The 23,940-nt window shown below is 73.2% G+C and carries 17 protein-coding genes; 2 read left to right on the top strand and 15 right to left on the bottom strand.

What is annotated here, in order from left to right; translation table 11 throughout:
- Window positions 1-2: 2 nt before the first annotated feature.
- The 9 genes from ACQ5SO_RS14350 to ACQ5SO_RS14310 form a co-directional block, all read right to left on the bottom strand.
- Window positions 3-2,705, bottom strand: coding sequence for a virulence factor SrfC family protein (locus ACQ5SO_RS14350; RefSeq protein ID WP_430942300.1), 2,703 nt, complete (start codon window positions 2,703-2,705; stop codon window positions 3-5).
- A 14-nt stretch (window positions 2,706-2,719) separates the two neighbouring features.
- On the bottom strand, window positions 2,720-5,845 hold the full coding sequence (locus ACQ5SO_RS14345; RefSeq protein WP_430942299.1) for a virulence factor SrfB: 3,126 nt from the start codon (window positions 5,843-5,845) through the stop codon (window positions 2,720-2,722).
- 87 nt (window positions 5,846-5,932) lie between these two features.
- Window positions 5,933-7,891 (bottom strand): hypothetical protein, encoded by a 1,959-nt coding sequence (locus ACQ5SO_RS14340; protein ID WP_430942298.1) that lies wholly within the window; start codon window positions 7,889-7,891, stop codon window positions 5,933-5,935.
- Entirely contained in the window at window positions 7,888-9,819 is a 1,932-nt protein-coding gene (locus ACQ5SO_RS14335) for a trypsin-like peptidase domain-containing protein (protein WP_430942297.1), read from the bottom strand. Before ACQ5SO_RS14335 ends, ACQ5SO_RS14340 begins: the two co-directional genes overlap by 4 nt.
- A 3-nt stretch (window positions 9,820-9,822) precedes the next feature.
- Window positions 9,823-10,482: a hypothetical protein gene (locus ACQ5SO_RS14330; protein ID WP_430942296.1), complete on the bottom strand. Its 660-nt coding sequence runs from the start codon at window positions 10,480-10,482 to the stop codon at window positions 9,823-9,825.
- A gap of 9 nt (window positions 10,483-10,491) precedes the next feature.
- Window positions 10,492-11,292, bottom strand: coding sequence for a hypothetical protein (locus tag ACQ5SO_RS14325; RefSeq protein WP_430942295.1), 801 nt, complete (start codon window positions 11,290-11,292; stop codon window positions 10,492-10,494).
- A gap of 4 nt (window positions 11,293-11,296) precedes the next feature.
- Complete coding sequence (locus tag ACQ5SO_RS14320; protein WP_430942294.1) at window positions 11,297-11,800, bottom strand: hypothetical protein; 504 nt, start codon at window positions 11,798-11,800, stop codon at window positions 11,297-11,299.
- On the bottom strand, window positions 11,797-12,591 hold the full coding sequence (locus tag ACQ5SO_RS14315) for a hypothetical protein (RefSeq protein ID WP_430942293.1): 795 nt from the start codon (window positions 12,589-12,591) through the stop codon (window positions 11,797-11,799). Before ACQ5SO_RS14315 ends, ACQ5SO_RS14320 begins: the two co-directional genes overlap by 4 nt.
- Window positions 12,592-12,671: 80 nt before the next feature.
- Complete coding sequence (locus tag ACQ5SO_RS14310; protein WP_430942292.1) at window positions 12,672-13,397, bottom strand: PEP-CTERM sorting domain-containing protein; 726 nt, start codon at window positions 13,395-13,397, stop codon at window positions 12,672-12,674.
- Between the two features lie 396 nt (window positions 13,398-13,793).
- Between ACQ5SO_RS14310 and dusA the strand changes: the two genes are divergently transcribed.
- Both dusA and ACQ5SO_RS14300 read left to right on the top strand, forming a co-directional pair.
- A complete protein-coding gene (gene dusA / locus ACQ5SO_RS14305; RefSeq protein ID WP_430942291.1) occupies window positions 13,794-14,852 on the top strand; it encodes a tRNA dihydrouridine(20/20a) synthase DusA in 1,059 nt (352 codons plus the stop codon).
- Window positions 14,853-15,005: 153 nt separating this feature from the next.
- A complete protein-coding gene (locus ACQ5SO_RS14300; protein WP_430942290.1) occupies window positions 15,006-16,232 on the top strand; it encodes a glycerophosphodiester phosphodiesterase family protein in 1,227 nt (408 codons plus the stop codon).
- 235 nt (window positions 16,233-16,467) lie between these two features.
- On the opposite strand, the gene ACQ5SO_RS14295 is transcribed toward ACQ5SO_RS14300, so the two are convergent.
- The 6 genes from ACQ5SO_RS14295 to ACQ5SO_RS14270 form a co-directional block, all read right to left on the bottom strand.
- On the bottom strand, window positions 16,468-17,274 hold the full coding sequence (locus ACQ5SO_RS14295; protein ID WP_430942289.1) for a tyrosine-protein phosphatase: 807 nt from the start codon (window positions 17,272-17,274) through the stop codon (window positions 16,468-16,470).
- 472 nt (window positions 17,275-17,746) lie between these two features.
- A complete protein-coding gene (locus tag ACQ5SO_RS14290) occupies window positions 17,747-18,262 on the bottom strand; it encodes a CarD family transcriptional regulator (protein WP_430942288.1) in 516 nt (171 codons plus the stop codon).
- Window positions 18,263-18,658: 396 nt separating this feature from the next.
- Complete coding sequence (fdxA, locus tag ACQ5SO_RS14285; RefSeq protein ID WP_430942287.1) at window positions 18,659-18,997, bottom strand: ferredoxin FdxA; 339 nt, start codon at window positions 18,995-18,997, stop codon at window positions 18,659-18,661.
- A 371-nt stretch (window positions 18,998-19,368) separates the two neighbouring features.
- Entirely contained in the window at window positions 19,369-19,740 is a 372-nt protein-coding gene (locus tag ACQ5SO_RS14280; RefSeq protein WP_430942316.1) for an RNA-binding S4 domain-containing protein, read from the bottom strand.
- 109 nt (window positions 19,741-19,849) lie between these two features.
- Window positions 19,850-22,822 (bottom strand): helicase-related protein, encoded by a 2,973-nt coding sequence (locus ACQ5SO_RS14275; RefSeq protein ID WP_430942315.1) that lies wholly within the window; start codon window positions 22,820-22,822, stop codon window positions 19,850-19,852.
- A gap of 335 nt (window positions 22,823-23,157) precedes the next feature.
- A complete protein-coding gene (locus ACQ5SO_RS14270) occupies window positions 23,158-23,778 on the bottom strand; it encodes a tetratricopeptide repeat protein (protein ID WP_430942286.1) in 621 nt (206 codons plus the stop codon).
- Window positions 23,779-23,940 lie beyond the last annotated feature (162 nt).

The following is a 23,940-nucleotide window of genomic DNA, read 5'->3' as shown; positions in this document are numbered from 1 at the left end:
GCTTACGCCGCGAGCCGCTTGAGGATGTCCCCCAGGCGGGCGTTCTGTTCGGGGTCCACGCTCGACCCGTCGGCGTCCTTCGCGTTGTCGAGGAACACCTGGTAGATCATGTGCAGCCAGTCGGTCACCGCGTCCGCATCGGCCCGGCGCGGGACGGCGGGCAGCTTGTGGGTGTCGTCCACCTGCTTCGGCGGCACGAAGGGCTTGCGGGTGTCGTTGGTCCCGGCGATGGCGACGTCGGGGCGCTCTTCTTCCGGACGGCGCACGGCGGTGGCGGTGCAGCTGAAGGCGTTGAGCCGCTCGGCCGCGCGGATCGCCGCGACCATCACGTCGCCGTCGCCCTGCTCCATCCGGCCCGCCAGCTCCAGCTCGTCGACCAGCGCATCCTCGAGCTTCATGCGCCGCGAGGCGTGGATCAGCTCGTTCGCGATCTCTCCCGCCGCGCCGGGGCTGACGGCGAGCCGGGCCGAGAGGTCCTCGGCCGCCGCGAAGGCCTTGAGGCGCTCCACCCACAGCCCGTAGGCCGCCTCGGCCCGCCACTCGGCGCGCGAGATGGTGCGGCCGCGGGCGGGGGCGGCGGGGGGCGGGGCGGCGGCCTCGGGGGCCGCGCCCGCGCCGGGCATCGAGACGCCGCCGGGCAGGGTCACGCCCCCCGGCATCGACACGCCGCCGGGCATGGAGATCCCGCCGGGCAGGGTGACGCCGCCCGCGGGCGCGGCGGCGGAGGCGGGCGCCGCGGCGGGGGCGGCGGTGCGCGCCGCCACCAGCCGCACGTCGCGCGGCGGGCGCTTCATGCGCTGGAAGATCGGCTCGGCCGTCACCGTCATGTCGCGCAGCAGCGCGCCGAACAGCCGGTTGTTGTGGACGTGGACCAGCTCCTGCATCACGCCCTGGGCGGCGGCGGTGCGCTCCTCGATCCTGCGGGTGATGTCGTCGTCGATATAGAACCCCCCGAGCAGGAGCGAGACGCGCTGCGCCGCCTCGCGCGCCTGGGCGGCGATCTGGCGGGCCTTGATCTCCGGCCGGCAGACCGGGGTCAGGTGATCGACGAGGTACTGGACGCCCCCGTCATTGAGCGCCATGGCCGCGTCCCAGGCGGCCTCCGGCTCGCGGAAATGGGTGCGCACCAGCTCGGCCTCGCAGCAGCCGGACTTCATCTCGGCGATGCGGGGCAGCTTTTTCTGGATCAGCTCGATCTCGCGGCCGTTCTCGTACTCGATCACCGACTCGGCGGGGAAGTTGGGATTGCGCAGCCAGTAGCAGTTCTGGAACGGCTCGTTCGGCGTCCAGCGCTTGGGCCAGCTGTCATCCATCGCGCCGAATTTCTCCAGCAGCGACATGCGCATGCGCTTGTCGAAGCGCGACTTGGGGTCGTCCCCCGACCCGGCGCTGTCGATCAGGTGCTTGTCGAACTTGGTCAGCACGAAGAACAGCAGCTGGTCGGCCCCGGCGCGCAGCTCGGGCGTCGCGCCATGGGTGCCCGCGACCCATTCCGAGACGAGCTGCGACAGCCCCCCCGTCTCCACGTTGCTGTCGGGGATGCAGAGCAGCATGGAGGTGATCTCCTGCTGCGCGACGTAGCGGTCGAAGAGGTACGCGACCTTGCCGCGCAGCACGCATTCCTTCAGCGGCCCCGCGGCGCCCGACAGGTAGCTGCGCAGGTTCTTCTCGTCGCGCGTGCGCGCGCCGGGGAAATCGAGCAGGTCGGCGCCGTCGAACAAATCGTGCGGCTTGGCCTCCATCGGCAGCACCAGCTCGGCGGTCAGCGCGGTGACCACCGATTTGGGCAGCGTCGCCTGCGCCCCGGCGGTGGTCTTCAGCGCCAGCTGCGATCCGCCCTGCTGGTCGAGCCCGGCGAGCAGCGCCACGTCGATGATGCTGTCCTCGCGCGGGACCAGCGCGTCGAGCCCGGCGAAGGCCTCTTCCGGGCAGCCGAGCTGCTGGAGCGCGCCCGCGAGCACGCCGTAGAGCTTCGTGAACGCCTCGTGCCGCCCCCAGAGGATCGCGAACAGTTCCGCCCGCTCCGCCGGTTTCAGCCGCGGGGCGAGGTCGATCGCGCGCTCCCAGAACTCCGCCAGCGCGGCGGCGTAGGTGGAGCGGGCGGTGAACTTGCCCACGTATTCCTGCATCTCCATCACGTCGTCGACGGTGAAGCCGACGCCCTCGGCCCCGGCGCGGGGCTCGAGCCTGGCGAAGAGCGCGTCGATCTCCTCGCCCGTCGGCTCCTCCTCGGACTTGTCGCCGTCGAGCAGGAACGAGTTGATCAGGATCCGCGCCACGTCCGCCTCGGACAGCAGCCGCAGCTTGACCGGGAAGCCCGGCGGGGCGGGGTAGGGCTGGATGGTGAAGCGGGTGACGATGCCGGTGGATTCGCCCTCGCCCTCGGGGTTGATGTCCTTGATGAAGTCGAGCTTGCCGTTCGGGTCCGGGTAGTTCGCGCGCAGCGGCGCGTCCTCGGGGCGGGCGAGCACCGAGATCAGGAACGACTTGCCCGCCTGCGACGGGCCGAAGACGGACACGCACATCGGGCGCGCGGCGGCTTCCCCGAGGCGGCGCAGGCGCAGCGCGGCGCGGCGCAGCTCGCGCTGCGTGGCGGGGCCGTCATTGCGCACGGTCTCGGCGTTGGCCGGGTCGGCGACCCAGTCCATCGCCTCGCGCGCGGCGTCGGAGATGTCCATGCACATGGTTGCGACGTCGGTGGTCATGGCGATCCCTCCCCTCACCCGATCCGGAAGATGCCGGTGTCGAGCCAGTAATCCTCGGCGTCGACCCCGAGCGTGTGCAGGCTGAGCCGCACCACGTCCGCCTTGTGCGGCGTGCCCGAGGCGTCCTCGACCGTCAGCACGTCGAAGCCTTCCTTCAGCGTCTCGGCGCGCAGCTTCTCGGCGCTGGTCTCGGCCTCGTCCTCGTTCTCGCGCCGGCCGATCTCGACCTTCAGCGGCGTCGGCAGGCGGCGCGCGCTCTCGTTCGCGAAATCGAGCCGGTAGAGCGGGCTGCCCGGCCAGCGTTCATGCGGCATCTGCCGGAAGCCGATATGCATCGGCGCGCGCAGATCGACGGTCGCGGTCTCGTCCGCGCCCGGCCTGGCCTGGAGATCCACGTCGCTGAACATGATGCGCCGGTCCAGGAGCTGGCCGTTGCGCTCCATCTCGCCGATGAACCGGGCGGTGGAGCGCATGCGGATCTCCTCGATATGCACCTTGAAGTTCACGATGCTGCTCTCGGCCAGGCGGCAGAGCATCCCGCCCACGGCGGCGGTGGTCTTCGGGTCGCCGATGCGGTTGCTGACCCGGTCGCGATAGGGATACCAGCCGCCGACCTTGTATTCGTGCATCGACAGCACCCGGTGCGGGGGGACCACCATCGCCTCGCGCACCATGTCGCCGACGGTGGGCAGGCGCGTCGGCCGCCCCGAGAGGAGCAGCGCGTCGGCCCCGAGATGGTCGGCCAGCTCCAGCATCGCCTCCACCGGCGGGCCGAACACGTCGCGCACCAGCCGGTCGACGGCGAAATGGGCGATGTCGAACACCGCGTCGGCCAGCCGCCAGTCGGTCGTGCCGCGCATGCGGGCGGGGTCCTCGAGATACTCGATCACCGCGGGCGACAGCGCCAGCTGCGGCGGCGGGGGCGGCAGGTCCGGGTCGTTCGGCGCCTCCTGAGGCAGGGCGCCGACCACGTCGATCAGGCGCACCAGCCGGTTGTCGCCGCCGGTCATCGTCTCGGCCTCGCCCAGCGCGGCGAGCGCGAGGGGCGTGAGGATCTGCAGGCTGAACTGCCGCCGCTTCTGGCGGGTCTGTTCGTGCACGTCGCCCACGTCGCCGCCGAAGAGCTCGCGCAAGAGCTCCTCGGCATGGCTGCACCCATGGGCTGCGAGCTGGTCGCGCAGCTGCGGCAGGATGATGTTCTCCACCACCGCCTGCACCAGGTCGTCGCCCGCGGTGCGGAAGCCCTCGCGCACGTTCTGGTAGGGGCGGATCTCGCGGTTGTCCTCGCCGTAGAAGGTGGTGATCATCAGGTCGGTGGTGCCGCCCCCGACATCGATGCAGGCCACCCGCAGCGACGGCTCGGCCCCGCCCACGCCCGGCGGCATGTCCGCGGGACGGCGGCGGCGGCGGCCCATCAGCTCGAAATAATCGTCGATCTGGCCGCCGAATTTCTGCGCGATCTCGTCATAGAGCCACACCAGGTGCGTGCAGCTCGCCTCGTCCCAGTCGACCACGATCTTCGGCGGCTGCGCGGTCTGCCCGAGCGACCGGCCCGACCAGCCCGCCACCGACCAGAGCAGCTTCAGCGCCCCTTCCGCGCGCGAACGCATGATCGCCTGTTCCTGCAGCGGCGTGGCCGAGGGCAGGGTGAGGATGACGTTGCGCAGCCGCCGCGGCAGCTCGGACTGCTTGCGGGTCAGCCGCTCGCCCACGTCGTTGATCTGCATCAGCGCCTGCGCGATCAGCTCGCCCAGCATGAAGCCGTAGAGCGAGGAGCGCGAGAAGCGCGGCCGGGTCGCGGGGGTCTCGCTCACCTGCCGCGGCTTCAGCAGCTTGCCCGAGACGTCCGCGCGGACCTGGGCGATGACGTCCCCCGCCTCGTTCAGGAACCGGCAGGAGGACCGCGCCACGGTGGGCAGGGTCTGGCGCGTGTCGACGCCGTTGAAGCGCCAGTCCTGGCTCATCGGGCGCTTGTCCCAGATGTAGCGCTTGGGGCTGGAGAGGCCGGAGACGGTTTCCGTGCCCGCGGAGCCGAGCACCATCCGCGCCGCCTCGGGGCCGACGCGCACCATGCTGGGCCACAGGAAGGCGGGGCGGGCGCGCCCGGCGCGCCGCGCGATGTGCTCGGGGCCGAAATCGGCCTGCGCGAACTCCACCCGGCTTTCGAACGGGCGGCGGGCGTAGAGTTCCGGCCGCCCGAGATCGCGCAGCCCGAGGGCGTAGCAGTTGTTGAGGTCCACGCGCCGCTCGTCCGGGAAGCTTTCGACCAGGATCCCGCAGGTGCGGCTGTTGCCGATGTCGAGGATCAGGTCCACGTCCACCGGCTCATAGCGCCGGTCGCCGGAGACGGTGTCGAGAAGGCGCATCACCGGCGGGCGCACCGCGGTGGCCACGAGGCGCAGCATCGCGAGATACCGCGCCCAGTGCTCGAACTTGTAGGGGTAATCCTCGGGGCGCAGCGGCCGGCCCGGGCGCTGGGCCTGCTTGAAGTCGTCGAAATGCTGCTGCAGCCATTCCGAGACCCATTTCTGCTGGTCGTAGACCTCGCCCTCGTCCTCGACCGGGTTGCACACGAACCAGGCCACGTCGTCATGGGCGCCGACAAGGCGGAAGCGGCGCTCATCCGCCGCGTCCTTCATCGAGGGCGCCAGGTACGGCTCGTCCTCCTCCGGGTCGTCATCGTCGAGCCCGGTGTCCAGCGCCAGGATCGCGGTATGGGTGTGGCCGGTCTTCTCGTCCGGGACCTCGCGTTCCAGCAGGTAGATCCGCGCCCAGGTCGAGGGGCCGCCGTCGAACAGCTCCTCGCCGTTCGGGCCGCGCCCTTCCTGCAGGCGCAGCACCGGGACGGGCGTCCACTTGCGCAGGAACGGCTCCAGCGCGCGGATGTTGTTGATGGTGTAGTTCTGCTCGCGCGTCGGATCGCCCGCCTCGGGGATCTCGGCGTCCTTCTCCTCCTCGCCCGAAAGGGGCCAGAGACGCCAGTCGTCTTCCTCGCCGGCATTGCCGACGATGCGCTCGGCGAATTCCATCGACTTGCGGCCGGCCTGGTCGAGGCTGAAGCCGAACTCCATGAACTGGATCCCGCTGTTGGGGGCCAGGGTCACTTCTTCGGGCCAGGCGGCAGGGGCGGCGCGTTGCATGTCTTGGAGAGTCCTCGGGCGCGGTCGGTGGAAGGCGGGGGTCGTCGGGGCGCGGGGCGCGCCCGTCAGCATCGCGGGTCGGGCGGGTCAGGGATAGTTGAATTCGAACTCGGCGACGGCCTTGTCGCGGGGCAGGCTGCCCTGGCGCATCTCGGCCTGCGCGCCCTTGCTGATCCGCACGCGGAACAGGTCGTCGCCGGGGGCGCGCTTGTTGTAATTCTCGACCTTCACCTTGTAGCGGCCCTGCTGCGGCTCGCCGTGGAACATCACGTGCTCCACCGGGCGCTCCACCACGTTGGCGACGGTGGAGTTGCGGTCGACGGTCAGCTCTCCGCCGCAGCTGTTGGGCCGGGCCTTGAAGCCGATATCCTCGCCATTGGGGCAGGTGACCCAGAGGTCGAGATCGGAGGCGGTGTCCCAGGTCAGGGTGATCTTGAGCTTCGAGTCGTCCTCGGGGTCGACCCCCGCCTCGTCGAGGCGGCGGTCGAACTCGTCTCGCGGGCCGGGCGCCTCGGCCCGGTCGCCCCGCGTGGGCGGGGTGTGGGGCAGAAGCTCCTGCCGCGGGACCGGGGTGCAGATCTCGGGGCGCTCGGCGGCGGCGGCCTCGGACAGGATCCGGGCCAGGGCGTCGACGTCGATCCGGTCGCCCGAGGCGTCGAAATACGTGCCCCCGGTGGCCTCGGTCACGCATTGAAGCTCCGAGAGGCCCGCGAGGTCCACGACGTGGATCTTCAGCCCCGGCCGCGCGGCCTTGGCCGAGCGGGCCGCGGCGCAGGGATCGCCGCCGCAGGTGTCCATGCCGTCGCTGACGATGACCAGCGTGGCCGGGTCGTCGGGGCCGAGCCCGCCTTCCATGTCCGCCGCGGCGGCGCCGATGGCGTAGGCGAGGGCGGTGAAGCTGTTCAGCTCCATCCCGTCCACCGCGGCGCGGGCGGCGGCGGGGTCGGTCACCTCGGCCCCCATCTGCAGCTGCCCGCAGGCCGAGAACGGGGCGAGGCGCACGCGCAGCGGGTCGGCGCGCTCGAACGCGCCGCCCATCGCCTCGCGCAGCGCCTCGATGCGCTTGCGGCCCATGTCCTGGGCCAGCGCCCCGCGCACGAGCTCCGAGTAGCGCCGCCCGTCCTCCTCGCTGCCCCAGCTGCCGTCGGGCTTGCGCCGGGCGACGATGGCGGCGAGCTCGCGCTCCACCTCGGCCGGGGTCTTCACCCCGAAATTCATGCTGCTCGAGGCGTCGAGCAGCACCGTGGTGCGGGCCGGGGGCGGGGCGCAGACCAGCTCCTCGGGGCGGCAGAGCGCGTCCTGTTCGTGCAGCCGGCGCTCCAGCAGCGCCAGCTCGGCCCGCAGGGCGTCGCCGCGGTCGTCCACCACCACCTCGCGCGGCTTGGGGCAGAAGTCGAGCACGCCCGCGCCCGCGATCCCGCAGGCGGGGACCAGCAGCCAGGCGATGGCCAGGGCCAGCGCGCCGACGAGGCCCCAGAGCGCGTACCACAGCCAGCCGAAGGTCCGCGGCGGGGGCGGCGGCGGCGGGGGCGGCGGCGCGACGGGTTCGGGCGGGGGCGGCGGCGCGGGCGGCGGCGGGGCTGCGAAGCGCCCGGTCAGCACGCCGCGCGCCGGGGCGGCGACATTCGCTTCGTGCGCCCAGTTCACCAGCACCGGCTGCTCGCCCACCAGGTAGACGCTGCCCTCGTCCGGCACCTCGACCGCGTTGCGCAGCGCCTCGCCCAGCCGGCGGCGTTCCGGGTCGGCATGCTTGGCCAGCGCGTCGGCCTGGGCCGTGACCCGCTGCACCAGGTCGGCGAGCTTCGCGCGCCCGGCCTCCTGCTGCTCGGGCGGGGCGTCGACGAGGCGCACGGCCGTCCCGCGCAGGTCCGCGTACCAGTCGACGGAATCCCCCGCGGGCGCGTGGAACGGCTCGGCGAACAGCGCGCGCACATCGGGGCCGAGCGCCTCGGCCTCGCGGTCGATCAGCTCGAACGCGCGTTGCCCGGCGGTGCCGAGGGGCCGGACGTCGGAGGTCCGGGTGGAAGCGAGGCGCAGCGTGCTCACTGGGGCTGCTCCTGCGCCGGGGCGGGGGCGGGCGCCGCGTCGCCCGGGGCGGGGGCCGCCGGGGCGGGGGCGGCGGGCGCGGCGGCGACGGTGGGCGTGCACGGCTCGGCGCTGCGCGTGACCTGGCCGCCATTGGCGTCGATGAAGCGCAGCAGGTCGGCGCTGACCAGCGAGAAGTTGAGCGAGTTGAGCGATTCCTGGTCGCGCCGGATGAAGGTGTTCACCCCGACCACGGCGCCGCAGCTGTCGACCAGCGGCCCGCCCGAGTTGCCGGGCGAGATATGGGCGGTGTGCATCAGCACCCGGGTCTGCGGCGACAGCGGCTGCTCGGCGTTCACGATGCCGTCCGTGACCACCAGGCTGGGGGCGGCGTTGCGGTCGCCCTCCATCAGCCGCTGGAAGCCCTGGTCCGAGGCGATGGCGAAGCCGGGGTAGCCCGCCGCGATCACCTGCTGGAGCTTGAGCGAGCCCTGCGGCGTGCGCACCGTCAGGGGCGTGCCGTTCGCGCCCGCCACCCGCAGCAGCGCGAAGTCGCCGCCCGTGGTCTCCATCGGGCCGAGCGTGGCCAGCACCTCGGCCGGGCGGACGTCGCCCAGCCGCTCGCTCGTCACCAGCACCCGGCCGCCGTTCAGCGCGCGCTCGACCACGTGGTGGTTGGTGATGACCAGCTCGGGCGTGATGAAGAAGCCGGTGCCGTGGCCGCTGCCCTGCTCGCTGGCGGCCAGCACCAGCGCCACGCCTTCCTCGAGCGTCTCGAGCAGCGGCACCGGGTCGGCGCCGCCCTGCTGCGGCTGCACCAGCCGCTGGGGCGAGGGGGGCAGCAGCGGCTTCGGGTCGGCCTGCTGCGGCGCGGGCGACATCGGCCCGTCCTGGCCCCGGGGCAGGGCGGCGCGCTGCTCGGGCGTCAGCGGGCGGCGCCCGTCGGGGGTCAGCCCGCCGGGCAGGACCAGCTCGCCGGTCGGGGTGCAGATGGCGCCGTCGAGGGCGCCGCGCAGCTCGGCGATCCGCTCCTCGAGCGCGTCGTTGGAGGCGCGGGCGGCGGCGGCGGCGGCCTCGTCGGCGATCACCGGCGTCTCCGGCCGCTCGGGATAGAGGAGCGAGCCGGGCAGCAGCAGCCAGACCAGCAGGCCGACCAGCAGGATGGCGAGGGCGACGGGCGCGATCCAGCGCCAGCGCCAGGCCGAGGCGGGGCCGTCATCGACCGGGGCGGCGGCGACGGGGCTCGCGGCGGCGGTCCCGGCCGGATCGGGCTCGGTCGAGGCGGCGGCGGAGGTCGCGGCGGCCCCGGCGGCGACGCCCGCGGCGCCCGCGGCGGCGGCCTTGCCCGCGCCCGTCCCGGCGCCGATCCCCGCGCCGTCCTCGGCCCGGGCCGCGCCGGCGCCCTCGGCGAAGCCGCGCGCGCGCCATTCCTCAAAGGAAAGCGCCGGGGCGGCGGCGAGCGGCAGGAACCGCCCGAGGGTGGCGGCGTAGTGCCGGTCGCGCTCGGCCAGCGAGTTCTGCGCGCCGACGGGGGCGAGGCCCCAGTTCACCAGCAGCGGCTTGCCGTCCACGGTCCAGACGTCATCCGGCCCCGCCATCATCAGCGCGCCGCCGATCAGCGGGCCGAAGATCGGGTCCGACATCCGCTCGGCCACGGCGGCGAGGCCGCGGCGCAGCTCCTGCTCGGCGGCCGCGCGCTGTTCCTCGGGCAGGTCGGCCAGCCGCGCCGCGCTCCCGTCATTGGGCGCGTACCAGGACACGCTGGCGGGGGCGGCGCCGTTGCCGCGGCTCAGGTACGGCTCGGCGAACAGGTCCGCCGCCTCGCGCCCGACCTTGGACAGAAGGAAGGTGCGCAGCGCCTCGTACTGGTCGAGCGCGGCCTGGCCGCCGACCTCGATCATCTGCTCGGGGTCGACGGAGGACTTGGTGATGAAGAACGAGTCGGACATCTCTTATTCCTGTTCGGCGCGCCGCAGCGCGACGTCGACATCGGCCGCCCCGTCGCTCAGCACGCAGTCGGCATTGCCGAAGGCGTCGATCATGCAGGCCCCGGCCCGCCCGGCCAGCGCCGGCCCGGCGGAGCAGGCGGCGGGTTCGGAGAGGTCGAGCTCGAGCGCGCCATCCTCGCGGAAGGCGGCGGAGGCGGGGCCCTTGCACACGGCGCCGTCCGCGAAGGCGGCCTCCTGCGCGCCGGCCCCGGCGGCGTCGAAACACGTGGTCCAGCGTTCGACCGGCGACACGATGCCGGTCTGCGGGTCGGCCCGCGCGATGCGCCCGGTCAGCGCCCAGCAGCCCTGGATCACCCCCAGGTCCCCCGCCTGCCAGCGCTCGGCGTCGAAGGGCTGGCCCGGATGCGCCCGCGGCTCGGGCTTGCAGGCGGCGGCCTCGGCCAGCTCGGCCTGGAGGCGCGCGTACTCGGCCTCGAGCACGGCCTGCCGTCGCGTCTCCTGCGCCAGCGCCACCTGCGCCGCGGTCTGCGGCGGCGGGCAGTCGGCGAGCGTCAGCCGGCCGAGCCAGGGCGACGCCTCGCAGGCCGGCAGCACGGTCGCCCATGTCGCGACCGCGAGGCACAGGAAGGCGATGGGGGCGAGGATATAGAGCAGGACGCGCATGCTGGGGGGTTATCCTTGGGCCGCGGCGGGGGGCGTCGCGGCGGCGAGCGCGGCGGCGATGGCGTCCGCGTGGCCGCCGATCTCGCGCTGGAGCGCCGAGAGCACGTTGATCCGGCCATAGAGCATGTCGGCCAGTTCGGGGGCGTTGTCGGCGTCCCGTTCCATCCGGGCGATGTCGGCGGCGACGGCGGCGGCCTGCGCGTCCACCAGGATCGTGCGGGCCTGCGCCGCGCTCCAGGCCGCCTCGGTCATCGCGGGGCGGCCCGCCTCGACGGCGGCGAGCGTCTGCGCGCGCGAGCTCGCGGCCACGTCCCGCGCCTGCCGCGCCGCGCCGATGGCGGCGTCCGAGGCGCGGATCGCGGCGGCCCGGTCGGGCAGACCGTCCTCCTCTGCCTCGTCCCAGGCGATGGAATAGGCCCCGTAATCGGCATCGACATTCGAGGCGAGCGCGGCCACCTGCAGGCCGATCACCAGCGCCGCGACCGCGGCCCCGGCGGCGCCCTCGCCGCCATGGCGCAGCCCGCCCAGCACCGCGCCGCCCGCGATCCCGCCCAGCAGCCCGGCCCCGAGGCGCCGCCCGCCCTTGTATGCGGCGTAATCCTCGAGGCGGTCGAGCTCGGCGGTCTCCGCCGCGCTCAGCATCGCGCCCGCCTCGGCGGCCGCGCGCAGGTCGAAATAGCCCGGCGCCTGCGGGCCCGCGGCGCAGCCCGCGGTCAGCAGGGCCGCGAGGGCGAGGGCGGGCAGGCGCCCGGGCCGGCGACGGGACCGGGACCGGGGCAGGGACCGGGCCGGGGCTGGGGCGGGGGGCATCGGCTCAGGCCCCCGCCAGGGCGTCGACTTCGGACAGAAGCTGCGTGCGGCGCGCCTCGAGGCGGGCGATCTCGGCCGCGCTGACGCCCGCGCCGGGGGCCGAGGCCTGCGAGATCATCTCGGACAGGCGCGTCGCCTCGCCCCGCAGCTCGGCCAGCCGGGCGTTGGCGGCGCCCTCGCGCTCGGACATCTCGCTGATCCGGCCGTTCATGCGGGCCATCTCGTCGTTGAGCTCCGACAGGCGCCGGGCCGCGGCGCGCCGCTCCCCGCGCAGCCGCGCCGCCTCGGCCCGCAGCCGGTCGGCCTCGGCCTCCATCGCGAAGCGCTGGCGGTCGAGCATCGCGATCTCGGCCCGCAGCTGCTCGTTCTTCGCCTCGTACTCCGCGCCGCCGCGCAGCACGTTGTGGTAGATGGCGCCGCCGAGGCCGACCTTGTCAGGGTCGGCCGGGGCGGCGCATCCGGCGATCAGCGCGCCGAGCGCGAGGCCGGTCCAGGATCGCGCGCTCACACCGAGGGCCCTCCGATTTCGTCGGGAATGCTGGCGACGGCCTCGATCAGCTTGATCTTCTCGCGCTCGAGGCGGCGCACGTCGGCGGCCAGGGCGTCGCGCTGGCGCGCGAGGCGGTTGGCGCCGCGGGTGTCGCCATTGTCAGAGCGGGCCTTCATCGTGGCCTCGAGCGCGGCGACGTCCGCCTCGGCGGTGCGCAGGGTCTCGTCCACGATCACCATCTTCTTGTCGAGGTACTCGATCTGGTTCTTGTACTCGGTGGTGGTGATCTGGCCCGACTTGTACTGGCGGTTCAGCGCCGCGATCTTGCGGGTCTCGGCGGTCACGATGGCGCGGGTGTCGCGCAGCGCGGACTCGGTCTCGGAATTCGCCTTCCGGGCGGCGGCGAGCTGGGTCTCGATGTCGTCGCGCTTGTCTTCCTCGGCGCTGTTGAGGTTGGCGACATAGGCGCCGCCGAGATAGCCGATCGCGCCGCCCGCGAGGGCGCCGCCCACGCCGGCCACGGCGGCGTTGTCCCCGCCCAGCAGCAGCCCGGCGGCGAGGCCGATCACCGCGCCGCCCGCGGCCGCGGTCATGCGCATCTCGGCGTAGCGCTGGGCGCGCTCGAGCTGCCGCGCCTCGACCTGGGTCAGGCCCTCGGCGTTCATCGACATCACCTGGGCGTCGTCGACGATGGTCACCACGCTGCCGTCGGGCCGGGTGGCGCAGCCCGAGAGCCCCGCGACGATGGCCGCGGCGCAGAGCAGGCCGACTCCCCGGCGACCGGGGCCTTTCACAGTCCGCTGAAGCATGTCGGAACTCCTCTTCTTCTTCTGTCGTCCGGGGCCCCGGCGGCGCGATCCGGCCGCGCCCGGGGCTGAAAGGGGGGCGCTCAGTGGCAGCATTCCACCAGCGGCGGCGGCGGGGGCGGCAGCTTGACCTGCTCGGGCAGCTCGATGTCCTCGGCCGCGCCGAAGCGCAGGTTGTCGATGTTGAAGCCCTGCGGCTCGGCCCCGACCAGCTCCAGCATCACGCCGGCGATCTTGGGCTGGCCGTCCGCGGTCACGAGGCCGAGGAACTCGACCCCCGTGCCGGCGTTGGAGATGGTCCCGAGCCGGCGCCCGTCGCGCCCGAAGGCGGTGATGCCGACGCTGCGGCGGGCGTCGAAGATGCCGCCGTCGAAGCCGACGCCGACCTGGTCCTTGTCGAACCACAGCGCGATCGGCCCGTTGAAGCGCGGGCTGCCCGACAGGGTGGGCGAGGTCGGGAAGGCGCCGTCATGGGTGATGAAGGGCTTGGGCGCGCCGGTGTCGAGGCGCAGCGGGGCGCGCGGCGTCCCGACCACGCAGGCCGAGGGCGCGGCGCCCGGGCAATCGCGCCCGGCGCGGCGGCTGAGCGCCTGGCCGAGGAACCAGCCCCCGGTGCGCACGTTGGGCGCGGTGGGGCCGCCGCCGAAAGCCTCGGGACCGTAACTGGGGGCGCGGGTGTTGCGCGGATGCTCGCGGAAGGTCACGCGCCCGGCGCTGGCCTTGAAGTCTTTCTTCTGCAGGCGCAGGACCTCGGCCGCGTCGGCGGGAACCGCCATCAACAGCGCCAGAAGAAGCACGACGATGCGCATGTGCAACCCCTCCCCCCCGGAGCGATTCCCCAAAGATGCGGCGCGCCGGAATGAATGAGATGCGCCGAAAATGAAATTCCCAGCGGTAGTTAGCCGGGAATCGTAACGTAGTATGAATTGCGGTTTGGGAGAACACAGAATTGTTGGTTCCCACCCCGCGGCGCGCGGCGCCGAGGGGCGGATCGGCGGGCGCGCGCCCGCTGCGGATCGGCCCCGATCGGCGCGAGATCGCCGCCCGGCGGCCCGCGGCGCGCTTTCCGGCCGGTTCCGCGCGGTTGCGCCGGGGGGCGGGCTGCGCTAGCACGCGGTCTCGTTTTTTCCGCCCTGCGCCGCTCCGCCGCGCCCGGGCGCCGGGCGGGATCCGCAGCCGGGGTCGAAGCATGGAGGGCAAGGCCGATGCATGACGCGCCGAAGGCGGGCGATCCGCGCCCGACCCACCTGCTGTCCGTCGCGCCGATGATGGACTGGACCGACCGCCATTGCCGGGCGCTGCACCGGACCCTGTCGGCCTGCACGCTGCTTTATACCGAGATGGTCACCGCCCCGGCCCTCACCCATGCCGAGGACTGGCAGCTGAAGAAGATGCTCGACTTCTCGGGGCCCGAGCATCCCGTCGCGCTGCAGATCGGCGGCTCGGACCCGGCCGAGCTGGCCGAGGCGGTGCGCATCGCCTGCGCCTGGGGCTATGACGAGATCAACCTCAATGTCGGCTGCCCCTCGGACCGGGTGCAGAACGGGGCCTTCGGCGCGGTGCTGATGAAGGACCCGGACCTCGTCGCGCGCTGCTGCGCCGCGATGATGGAGGCCTCGGCCGCCGCGGGCGGGCCCGAGATCACCGTGAAATGCCGCATCGGCGTCGACGACCAGGACCCGCAGGCGGTGCTGCCCGATTTCCTCGACCGCGTGGCCGCCGTGGGGGTGCGCCGCTTCGCGGTCCATGCGCGGATGGCCTGGCTCAAGGGCCTGAGCCCCAAGGAGAACCGGGACGTCCCGCCGCTGAACTATCCGCTGGTCCACGCGATGAAGGCGCGGCGGCCGGACCTGTCCATCTCCATCAACGGCGGGATCCAGACGCTGGACGCGGCGCTGGAGGAGATCGGCGGCGGCGCGGGGGAGGGCGGCGCAGCGGGCGTCCCCCTCGACGGCGCCATGATCGGGCGGGCGGCGTACCACGCGCCGGACCTGGTCCTCGGCTCCGCCGACCGGCGGGTCTTCGGCCTCGACGTGCCCGACGTGACGCCCGAGCAGGCGGTCGCGCGTTACATGCCCTATGTCGAGGAGATGCTGGCGGCGGGCGTGCCGCTGCACCGGATCACGAAGCACATGCTGGGCCTTTTCACGGGGCGGCCGGGCGCGCGCAAGTGGCGTCGGGTGCTGACCGAGGAATCGCGCCTCGAGGGCGCGGGGACCGAGGTGATCGTAAAGGCGCAGGCCTGCGTGGCGCCCGCGGACTGAGCGCGGACCGGGCGCGGGCCGGGCGCGGGGCGGGCCGGGCGACGCTGCGTAAGCGCCCGCCGCGTCATCAAAATTTCAACCAACTCTCGTCGAACTGCCATCGAGGCGGGCCAAAAGCGCGGGCGACCATTTCGTCTGACAGGAGCCCGACCGATGCGCACCGCCGCTTTCGCCGCCCTCGCCGCCGCCGCCATCGCGGCGCCCGCCCTCGCCTCCAACGTGGAGCTGGGGCCGCGCCCGTTCTACCTGCTCGACCGTCTGCAGGACGGCCCGCTGAAGGAGAAGCTGGAGGCCTGCCGCGAGAGCGAGGCGAAGACCACGCTGTTCTCCATCGGCCACCGCGGGGCCGCGATGCAGTTCCCCGAGCACACCGCCGAATCCTACCGCGCCGCGGCGCGCATGGGCGCGGGCATCATCGAGTGCGACGTGGCCTTCACCGCCGACAAGCAGCTCGTCTGCCGCCACGCGCAGAACGACCTGCACACCACCACCAACATCCTCGCGACGCCGCTGGCCGAGAAATGCACCGCGGGCTTCACCCCCGCGAGCGCCGACGCCAAGGCCTCGGCCGAGTGCCGGACCTCGGACATCACCCTGGCCGAGTTCAAGTCGCTGCAGGGCAAGATGGACGCCGCCGACCGCTCGGCGACGAGTGTCGAGGGCTACATGGACGGCACCGCGGGCTGGCGCACGGATCTGTACGCGCAGCAGGGCGAGGTGATGACCCATGCGGAGTCCATCCAGCTCATCAAGGCGCTGGGCGCGAAGTTCACGCCCGAGCTGAAGACCCCGGCGGAAGAGATGCCCTTCGACGGCTACGCGATGGACGATTACGCGCAGGCGATGATCGACGAGTACAAGGCGGCGGGCGTCCCGGCGTCGGACGTCTGGGCGCAGAGCTTCGATCTGTCGGTGGTGAAGTACTGGATCGAGAACGAGCCGGAGTTCGGCAAGCAGGCCGTCTATCTCGACGACCGTTACGAGGCCGCCGGGACCACCGAGGAAGAGGGCCCGATCGACCCCAACGACCCGTCGACCTTCAAGCCGACCATGGCCGAGCTGAAGGCGATGGGCGTGAACTACATCGCGCCGCCGCTGTGGATGCTGGTGACGGTCGAGGACGGCGCGGTCGTGCCCTCGGCCTATGCCAAGGCGGCGAAGGAGGCGGATCTGAAGATGGTCGCCTGGACGCTGGAGCGCTCGGGCCCGCTGAACGGCGGCGGCGGCTGGTACTTCCAGTCGATCAAGGACGCGACCTCGGATGACGCGATGTACCTGGAGCTGCTGCACGTGCTGGCGCAGGACGTGGGCGTGGTCGGCGTGTTCTCGGACTGGCCGGCGACGGTGAGCTACTACGCCTCGTGCATGGGCCTCGAGTGACGCGCCTCGGGTGACGCCTCGGCCCCTCGGGGCAGGGCGCCGATGCGGCGGGCGGCCTTCGGGCCGCCCGTTTCGCGTTCTGCGTTTCGCGTTCCGGGGGGGCTGGCGGGGGCGGGCCGCCTCGGGGGCGCAGGGCCCCGCTCGGCGTCCCGCGCCGCGCCGGCGGATGGCGCCCCGCGTGGCGGGCGATGGGGCCGCGCGGCGGGGCGGCCCGGGCGCAGGGGGCGCGGCGCGCTTATTCCCGGCGCAGCAGGGTGTCGACCAGCCAGGTCCCGAACTTGTTCTTGCCGCTGGCCTTGAACTCGGCGGTCAGCGCCTCGCGGTCATACTCCGTCTCGAACCACTCGAGGAACGGGACCCCGCGGGCCTCGGCCTCTTCCGCGCGGTCCATGAAGAGGTCGAGGATCCCCGTCGGCCCGCCCCGGACATGGCCGAATTTCAGCGACAGCTGTTTGCGGGCCTCAGCGACCGGGCGGCCCTCGGCCAGGATCAGCCACAGCGCGGACATCAGCCCGGCGCGGTCGGCCCCGGCCTTGCAGTGGAACAGGACGGGGCGCTCGACCTCCTCCACCAGCTTGCGCACGGCGTCGAGTTCCGCCTGCGTGGGCAGGGCGCGGGAGCGCAGGACCGTGGTGCGGAAGTCGATCCCGTTCTCGAGGCAGGCTTCCTTCTCAAGCGGCAAGGAGCCGAAGCGGAAGCCGCCGCGCAGCGAGATGATGGTGCGGATCCCGTGCCGTTTCGCCATGCGGGCGATCTGGCCGGGCAGCGGCTGGGCCGAGCGGAAGGCGAGGCGGCCGACCTTGTGGAAGTTGAGGTGGACCATGCGGATGAAGGCGTGGTCGACGAAGATCGAGTTCATCCAGACGTCGAAGCGCCGCCGGGGGCTGTCGATGGGGCGGCTCCAGCGCGCCTCGTCCATCTCGCGCTTCGTCATCGGGCGCGGGGCGGCGTCGGGGGCGGCGTCCGCCTGCGCGACGTCCCGGGGGGCGGCGGCGGGGCCGGAGGCGTCCGGGGCGCCGGTCGGCGTGCGGTCGTCGGACATCTGGAACTCCGGTCGAGGGACGGTCGGGACGGGGGCGCGGCAGGCGCGGCCGGGGTCCCGGGGCGCGCTTCGGCGGCGCGGGGCTTGGGCGCGCGTCGGCGCCGGAAGGGATCGGCCCGGCTCTTACGGCGCCGGGGCGGGCATGGAAAGTCTCTCGCCCCGTCCCCGGGGACGGCGGGGGGCGGAGTGTGGCCGGGACGCACGGGCCGGGACGCACGGGCCGGGCGGCCGGGCGGGGGCGGCCGGGACCCGGGGCGGGCCGGGGCCGTGCCGGGGAAGGGCGGCCGGGCGCGGACGCCGCGAAGGCGGGGCGGGGCGCAACCCGGCCGCGCCGCGCGCACGGGAGGCGGTTCGGGGGCGGTTGCGGGCGGGCGCCCCCCACTCCCCGGGGGCGCCCGCCAGAACGCAAAAGGCCCGCCGCAACCGGCGGGCCTTTGTCGTCATCGCGCGCCCCGCGGCGGGGGCGGCGCGCTCAGGCGGCGCGCTTGATCAGCAGCTCGTCCACGCGGGCGGCGGCCTTGGCCTCGTCGATCTCCTCGACGGCGGCCAGCTCGCGGGTCAGGCGCTCCAGCGCGGCTTCGTAAAGCTGGCGCTCGGAGTAGGACTGCTCCGGCTGGTCCTCGGCGCGGTGCAGGTCGCGGACCACCTCGGCGATCGACACCAGGTCGCCCGAGTTGATCTTCTGCTCGTATTCCTGCGCGCGGCGGGACCACATGGCGCGCTTCACGCGGGCGCGGCCCTTGAGGGTGTCGAGGGCTTTCTCGACGATGTCGGGGGAGCTGAGCGAGCGCATGCCGACGGCCGAGGCCTTGGCGGTGGGGACGCGCAGGGTCATCTTGTCCTTGTCGAACGAGATGACGAACAGCTCCAGCTGCATGCCGGCGACTTCCTGCTCCTCGATCGAGACGATCTGGCCGACGCCATGAGCGGGGTAGACGACGAAGTCGTTGGGACGAAACTCGGCTTTCTTGCTGGCGGCTTTGGTCATCTTCGCGTTACGTCCTTCTCTGCCGCGCCGGGCCGCGCGGAGCGGCCGAGGCGCATATGGACTTCCGGGGGCGAAAAGCCCCCGGCACGGGCGCACAAAAACCCCGCCCATCGGATTTGCCGACGGGGGGCGGCTGGAGTGTGCGTCACGTCGCCGAGGCTCGCGAAGTTCGCCGATCCATGACCTGCGGACTTGTCCCGGAAGTGTGTATGACGGATATATAGCACGACAAGAGGCGGATTCCCACCATTGCGGTGCGAAAAACCGGCCCTCGCGCGCCGTGCGGCGCGGATTTTGGGGCTTGCAAAGCGCTGAAAGCGCCCGAAAGGCCCGATTCACCGGCGGCGCGGCAGGCCGCGCGGCGCGGGGCGGAGAATCACTCCGCCCACGAAATGATCAGTCGCCCTGGCCGGGCGCCTCGGAAAACATCTCGTTAAGCTTGTTCGCGACGCCGTCGTATTTCTCGGCCTCGGGAAGCGGATCCTGCTTGGTGGTCGTGTTCGGCCAGGCCTCGGACCACTTGCGGTTGAACTCGACCCATTCTTCCATGCCCGGCTCGGTGTCGGGCTTGATCGCCTCGGCCGGGCACTCGGGCTCGCACACGCCGCAGTCGATGCACTCATCCGGGTGGATGACGAGCATGTTCTCGCCCTCGTAGAAACAGTCCACGGGGCAGACCTCGACGCAGTCGGTGTATTTGCAGGCGATGCAGTTGTCGACGACGACGTAGGTCATGGCGGGGGTCCTTCGGGGTCCTTGGCGCTGCGGCGCGGCGGGCGCGTCTCGCACCTGCCGCAGGGGTCGTCTTATGGCCCCGGGCGGCGGGGCGCAAGGCCGCGGGCGCCGCTGACGCAGGGGCAGGGACGGTCATTTCGTCGCCCGCGGGCCGGGGCGGACGCCTGGTCGGTGCAAGGGGCGTGCGGGGGGCGCTCGTCCGCGCCGGACGCGGGCAGGGGCGGCGCCGCGGCGCACGCAGACGTGATCCGGCCCGGCGCGGCGCGGCGGCAAGAGGGCAGGCGGGAAGAGGGCAGGCGGGAAGAGGGTGGGCGGGAAGAGGGTGGGCGGGAAGAGGGTGGGGCCGGGCGGCATGGCCGCGCCGCGGGGGACTACTCGGCCCCCGGCTCGCCGCGCAGCTTGTCGAGGGCGCGCCGGTCGCGCCCGGTGGGCCGCCCGGCGCCCGGGTCGCGCCGGGGCGGCGCGTCGGGCGCGGCGGGCGCGCGGGGCGGCGGGGGCGCGAGGTCTTCATAGAGCGCCTGCGCCTCGGGCGCAGGGCCGCGGCGTTCCCCGAGGGCGATCACCTTGATGGTGCGCACATGGGGTCCGAGGGGAAAGACCAGCACGTCGCCCGCCCGCACGTTCGCGGCGGGTTTGACGGTGCGGGTTCCGTTGATGCGCACGCCCTCGGCGCCGACATGTTTCGCGGCGAGGCTGCGGGTCTTGAGGAACCGCGCGTGCCAGAGCCACTTGTCCACGCGCAGGGAAGGCCCCGCGCCGGGCGCCGGGCTTCCGGGGGCCCCGGAATCGGCTGCGGCGGCACCCTGGGGCGCCGCCGCGTCGGTCAGTTTGCGTCCGCGTCCGGCCAAGGGATCAGGACTTGTCCTTCAGCGCGGCCAGCGCGGCGAAGGGGTTGTCCGGGTCCACGGCCTTGCCCTTGTCGTTCTGGGGGCGCGCGGTGAAGGTGCGCGGCCCGGCGTCGCGCGGTTTGCCCTTCGGCCCGCCCTTGCCCTTGCCGCCGCCCTTCGGGCCGCCGCCGCCGCGACGCTCGCCGTCGCCGCCCTTGCCGCGCGGCTTGCCGCCGCCGCCCTCGCGGCCACGACCGCCTTCGCGGGCGCCGTCACGCCCCCCGGCCTCGGCGCCGTCCTGGCGCTGGCCGCCGCCGGGACGACGGCGCGGGCCGCCGCCATGGCGCGGGCGCGGGGCCCAGGTGAAGGTGTAGAAGACCTGCATCTCGGCGGGCTCTTCACCCGCGGCTTCAGCCTCGGCCTCGGGCGCCTCGGGCGCCGCTTCGGCGGTCTCCACCGCTTCGGGGGCCGCTTCAGCCGCCGCGTCCGGCACGGGCGTCTCGGCGACGGCTTCCGCGGGCGCGTCGCCCTCGGCCGCAGTCTCGGCCGCAGCCTCGGCAGCAGCCTCACCCTCGGCGGCCTCTTCGGGCTTCGACGCCTCGGCCTCGGCCTTGGCGGCCTTGGACGGGGTCTCGGCCGGGCCCTTCACCTTCGGGCGCTCGCCCTTCTCGGCCTTCCAGCCGAGGCCCTGCATCAGCTCGGCGAACTGGTCGAGCGTGCAGCCGGTGATCGAGAGCATGTCCGGCGTCGCCTCGAAGCCCGCGCGGCCGTCATGGGCGCGCACGAGATCGGCGAGACGCTCGAGCATGTCGATGCGGATGGTGCGGGTCCCGGCGAGCCGGTAGCCCGCGCGCGGGTAGAACCCCTCGGGGGCGCTCTCATCCGCCGGGGCGGTGACGATGCCGGGCTGCAGCGGGCTCGGGAACTCCTCGAAGCCCTGGGACAGCGACCACAGCACGATGCGCAGGCGCGTTGGCGCGGGTTTGAGCAGGAGCGGCATGAACACGGTGTGCTGGCCGAAGCGCACGCCGTGCTTCCGGAGCTGCGCGCGCCCGTCCTGGTCGAGTTCCTTGACGTCCTTGGCGATCTGCGGGCGCGGGATCACGCCCAGCGCCTCGACCAGCTGGAAGGCCAGCCCGCGCGCCAGCCCCGTCAGCGCCTCGTCGTCCCGCAGCTTGATCAGCGGCTCGAACTGCGCCTCGATCCGCCGGTTCACCCAGTGGGTCAGGCGGCGCTGCACGCGCGTCGCCACGTCGTCGCCGGCGATGTCGTCGACGAAGGGCTTCACCTCGGGCTTGAGCGGGTCCGGCCCCGCCACCAGCTTGCCCACGGCATGCTCGCCCCACATCAGCCCGCCCTGGTCGGTCAGGTCGATCTCCGCGTCCGGCGCGTTGTAGAGCTTGTCCGCCCGCCGCGAGAACTCGGAGGCCAGCGCCTCGGTCGAGGCCGCACGCAGGGTTTTCGCCTCGTCGCCCGTCGCCTCGGGGTCCGGGGTGAAGCGGAATCCATCGATCCGCCCGAGCAGGTGACCTTCCACGCTCACCTCGCCCGCTTCGTTCACGTCCGCCACCAGGGCCTCCTTCTGCTTCAAGCGCCGCATCAACACCGAGGTGCGGCGATCGACGAATCTTTGGGTCAGCCGCGCATGCAGTGCATCCGACAGCCGATCTTCGACATCACGGGTCGCGTCTCGCCACGTCGCCGCCTCCTGGACCCATCCCCCCCGATTGGCGACGTAGGTCCAGGTGCGGATATAGGCGAGCCGCTTGGCCAGCGCGTCGATGTCGCCGTCCACCCGGTCCACGCGGCGGATCTGACCCGCCATCCAGTCCGAGGGTATACAGCCGCGTTCGGAAAGGAGGAACCGGTAAATCCGCGACAGCAATCCTACATGATCATGCGGCGAGGTCTTGCGGAAATCGGGGACCCGGCAGACCTCCCACAGCAGCTTCACCTCGGACGGGCCCATGGCCATCGCCCGGATCTCCTCGTCCCGGCCCATCAGGCGCAGCGACATCAGGTCGTCCGCCTCGCGCGCGCGCACCAGCCCCGGCAGGGTCGGCGGCGCCTCGAGCGACAGGATCAGCTGGTCGATGGAGCCCCAGGACAGGCGCGCGTTGCGCCAGCACAGTTTCGCCACCGGCGCGTAGCGGTGCTGCTCGATCGCCTGCGCCAGGTCGGGGTCGAAGGGGCGGGCCTCTCCGGTCACGCCGAAGGTTCCATCATCCTTGTAACGTCCTGCACGGCCTGCGATCTGGCCGAGCTCATGCGGCATCAGGTCCCGGAACCGGCGGCCGTCGAACTTGGAGGACGCCGAGAAGGCGACGTGCTTGACGTCGAGGTTCAGCCCCATGCCGATGGCGTCCGTCGCCACCAGGTGATCGACATCGCCGTTCTGGTAGAGCGACACCTGCGCGTTGCGCGTGCGCGGGGAAAGGGCGCCCATCACCACCGCCGCCCCGCCCTTCTGGCGGCGCATCAGCTCGGCGATGGCATAGACGTTGTCGACCGAGAAGCCGACGACGGCGGACCGCCCCGGCATCCGCGAGAGTTTGCGTGAGCCGGAATAGGAGAGGGTGGAGAAGCGGTCGCGCCGCTCGAACTTCGCCCCGGGGATCAGCTCGGCGATTCGGCTGCGCATGGTCGAGGCGCCGAGGAACAGCGTCTCCTTCGCGCCGCGCGCGTGCAGCAGCCGGTCGGTGAACACGTGGCCCCGGTCCGGGTCGGCGCACATCTGGATCTCGTCGACCGCGAGGAAATCGTGGCCCTGGTCCACCGGCATCGCCTCGACCGTGCAGATCCAGTAGCGGGCGCGCGGGGGGGCGATCTTCTCCTCGCCCGTCACCAGCGCGACGACGGACGGCCCGCGCAGGGCGACGACGCGGTCATAGACCTCGCGCGCCAGAAGCCGCAGCGGGAAGCCCATGACGCCGGTATGGTGCGAGAGCATCCGCTCGACCGCGTAATGGGTCTTGCCGGTATTGGTGGGGCCGAGCATGGCCGTGACCCCCTCGGCCGCGGGCGCCGCCTGGATCGGCGGCGGCGCGGGGCGCGGGGCGGCGGGGCGCTTCGCGGCGGCGGCGGGGGCCTTCGCCCCCTTGCCCTTGCCGCGGGCCTCGGCCGGGGCCGGGGCGGGGTCATGCACCCCGGCGGCGCGGCGCAGGGCGCGGCGCATGTCCTGCGCCTTCTCGCGCGCCTTGTCGCGCCGGGCCTTCTCGTCGGCCTCGAACTGCGCTTCGAGCTGCGCCTTGAAGGCGGCGAGATCGTCGCTGCGCATGGATGGATTTCCTTCAAAGGCCCGCCGCGCATCCGGCGGCGGACCGGGGGGGCGAATCAGATGTCGCGCCCCTCGACCTCGACCGAAAGGCGCTCGACCGCCTCGACGGCCCGCTCCAGGTGCGGGTGGACCTCCAGCGCGCGGCGCCAGGCGCGCAGGGCGTCCTGCGGCCGGTCGATCTTCTCGAGGATCACCCCGAGGCCGGTGAGGGCGCCGAAATGCCTCGGCTCAAGCTCCAGCGCCCGCTCGATATCCGCCAGCGCCATGCCCCATTCCTCGAGCAGGAAGAAGGCCGTGGCGCGGGCGTTCCAGCCCTCGGCGAAGCCGGGCGCGTGGTCCGTCAGCGCCGAGAAATGGGCCAGCGCGCGGTGGTTGTCGCCATCCTCCATCGCCTCGCGGCCGCGGCGCAGCAGAAGGTCGATGGTGTCCGAGCCCGAGAGCGACCAGAGCCGCCCGATCTCTCCGGCCACGCGGCGGCGGGCGCCCTCCTCATCCGGCCCGAGGGCGGCGAGTTCCTCGAACAGCCCGTCGAGGCGCTGCTTCTTGGTCGGCGCCTCGCCCCGCTCGGGGGCGAGATCGCCGGCCACGGCGCCGGCGGGCGACTCCGTCCCCGGCGCATCCGGGGGCAGGGGGGCGAGCATTTCGGGCGGCGTCGGCGCGCCGGGCGGGGGAATCACCCCGTCCGTTCCTTGCGCCGTGGCGGCCGCGAAAGGGGCGACGCAGGCCAGGACCGCCGCGGCCCAGGGCGTTGCGGCCGTTGCGGCGCCCGGGCGGGCCGGGGCGCGGTTACGGCGGGGAAAGGTTTTCATCCACATCACGATATGCAGCATAGCCCTTCG

This window comes from Rhodovulum sp. DZ06 (assembly GCF_050586345.1).
Taxonomy (GTDB): Bacteria; Pseudomonadota; Alphaproteobacteria; order Rhodobacterales; family Rhodobacteraceae; genus JBOCEF01.
This window is presented reverse-complemented; position numbering and strand designations above follow the sequence as displayed.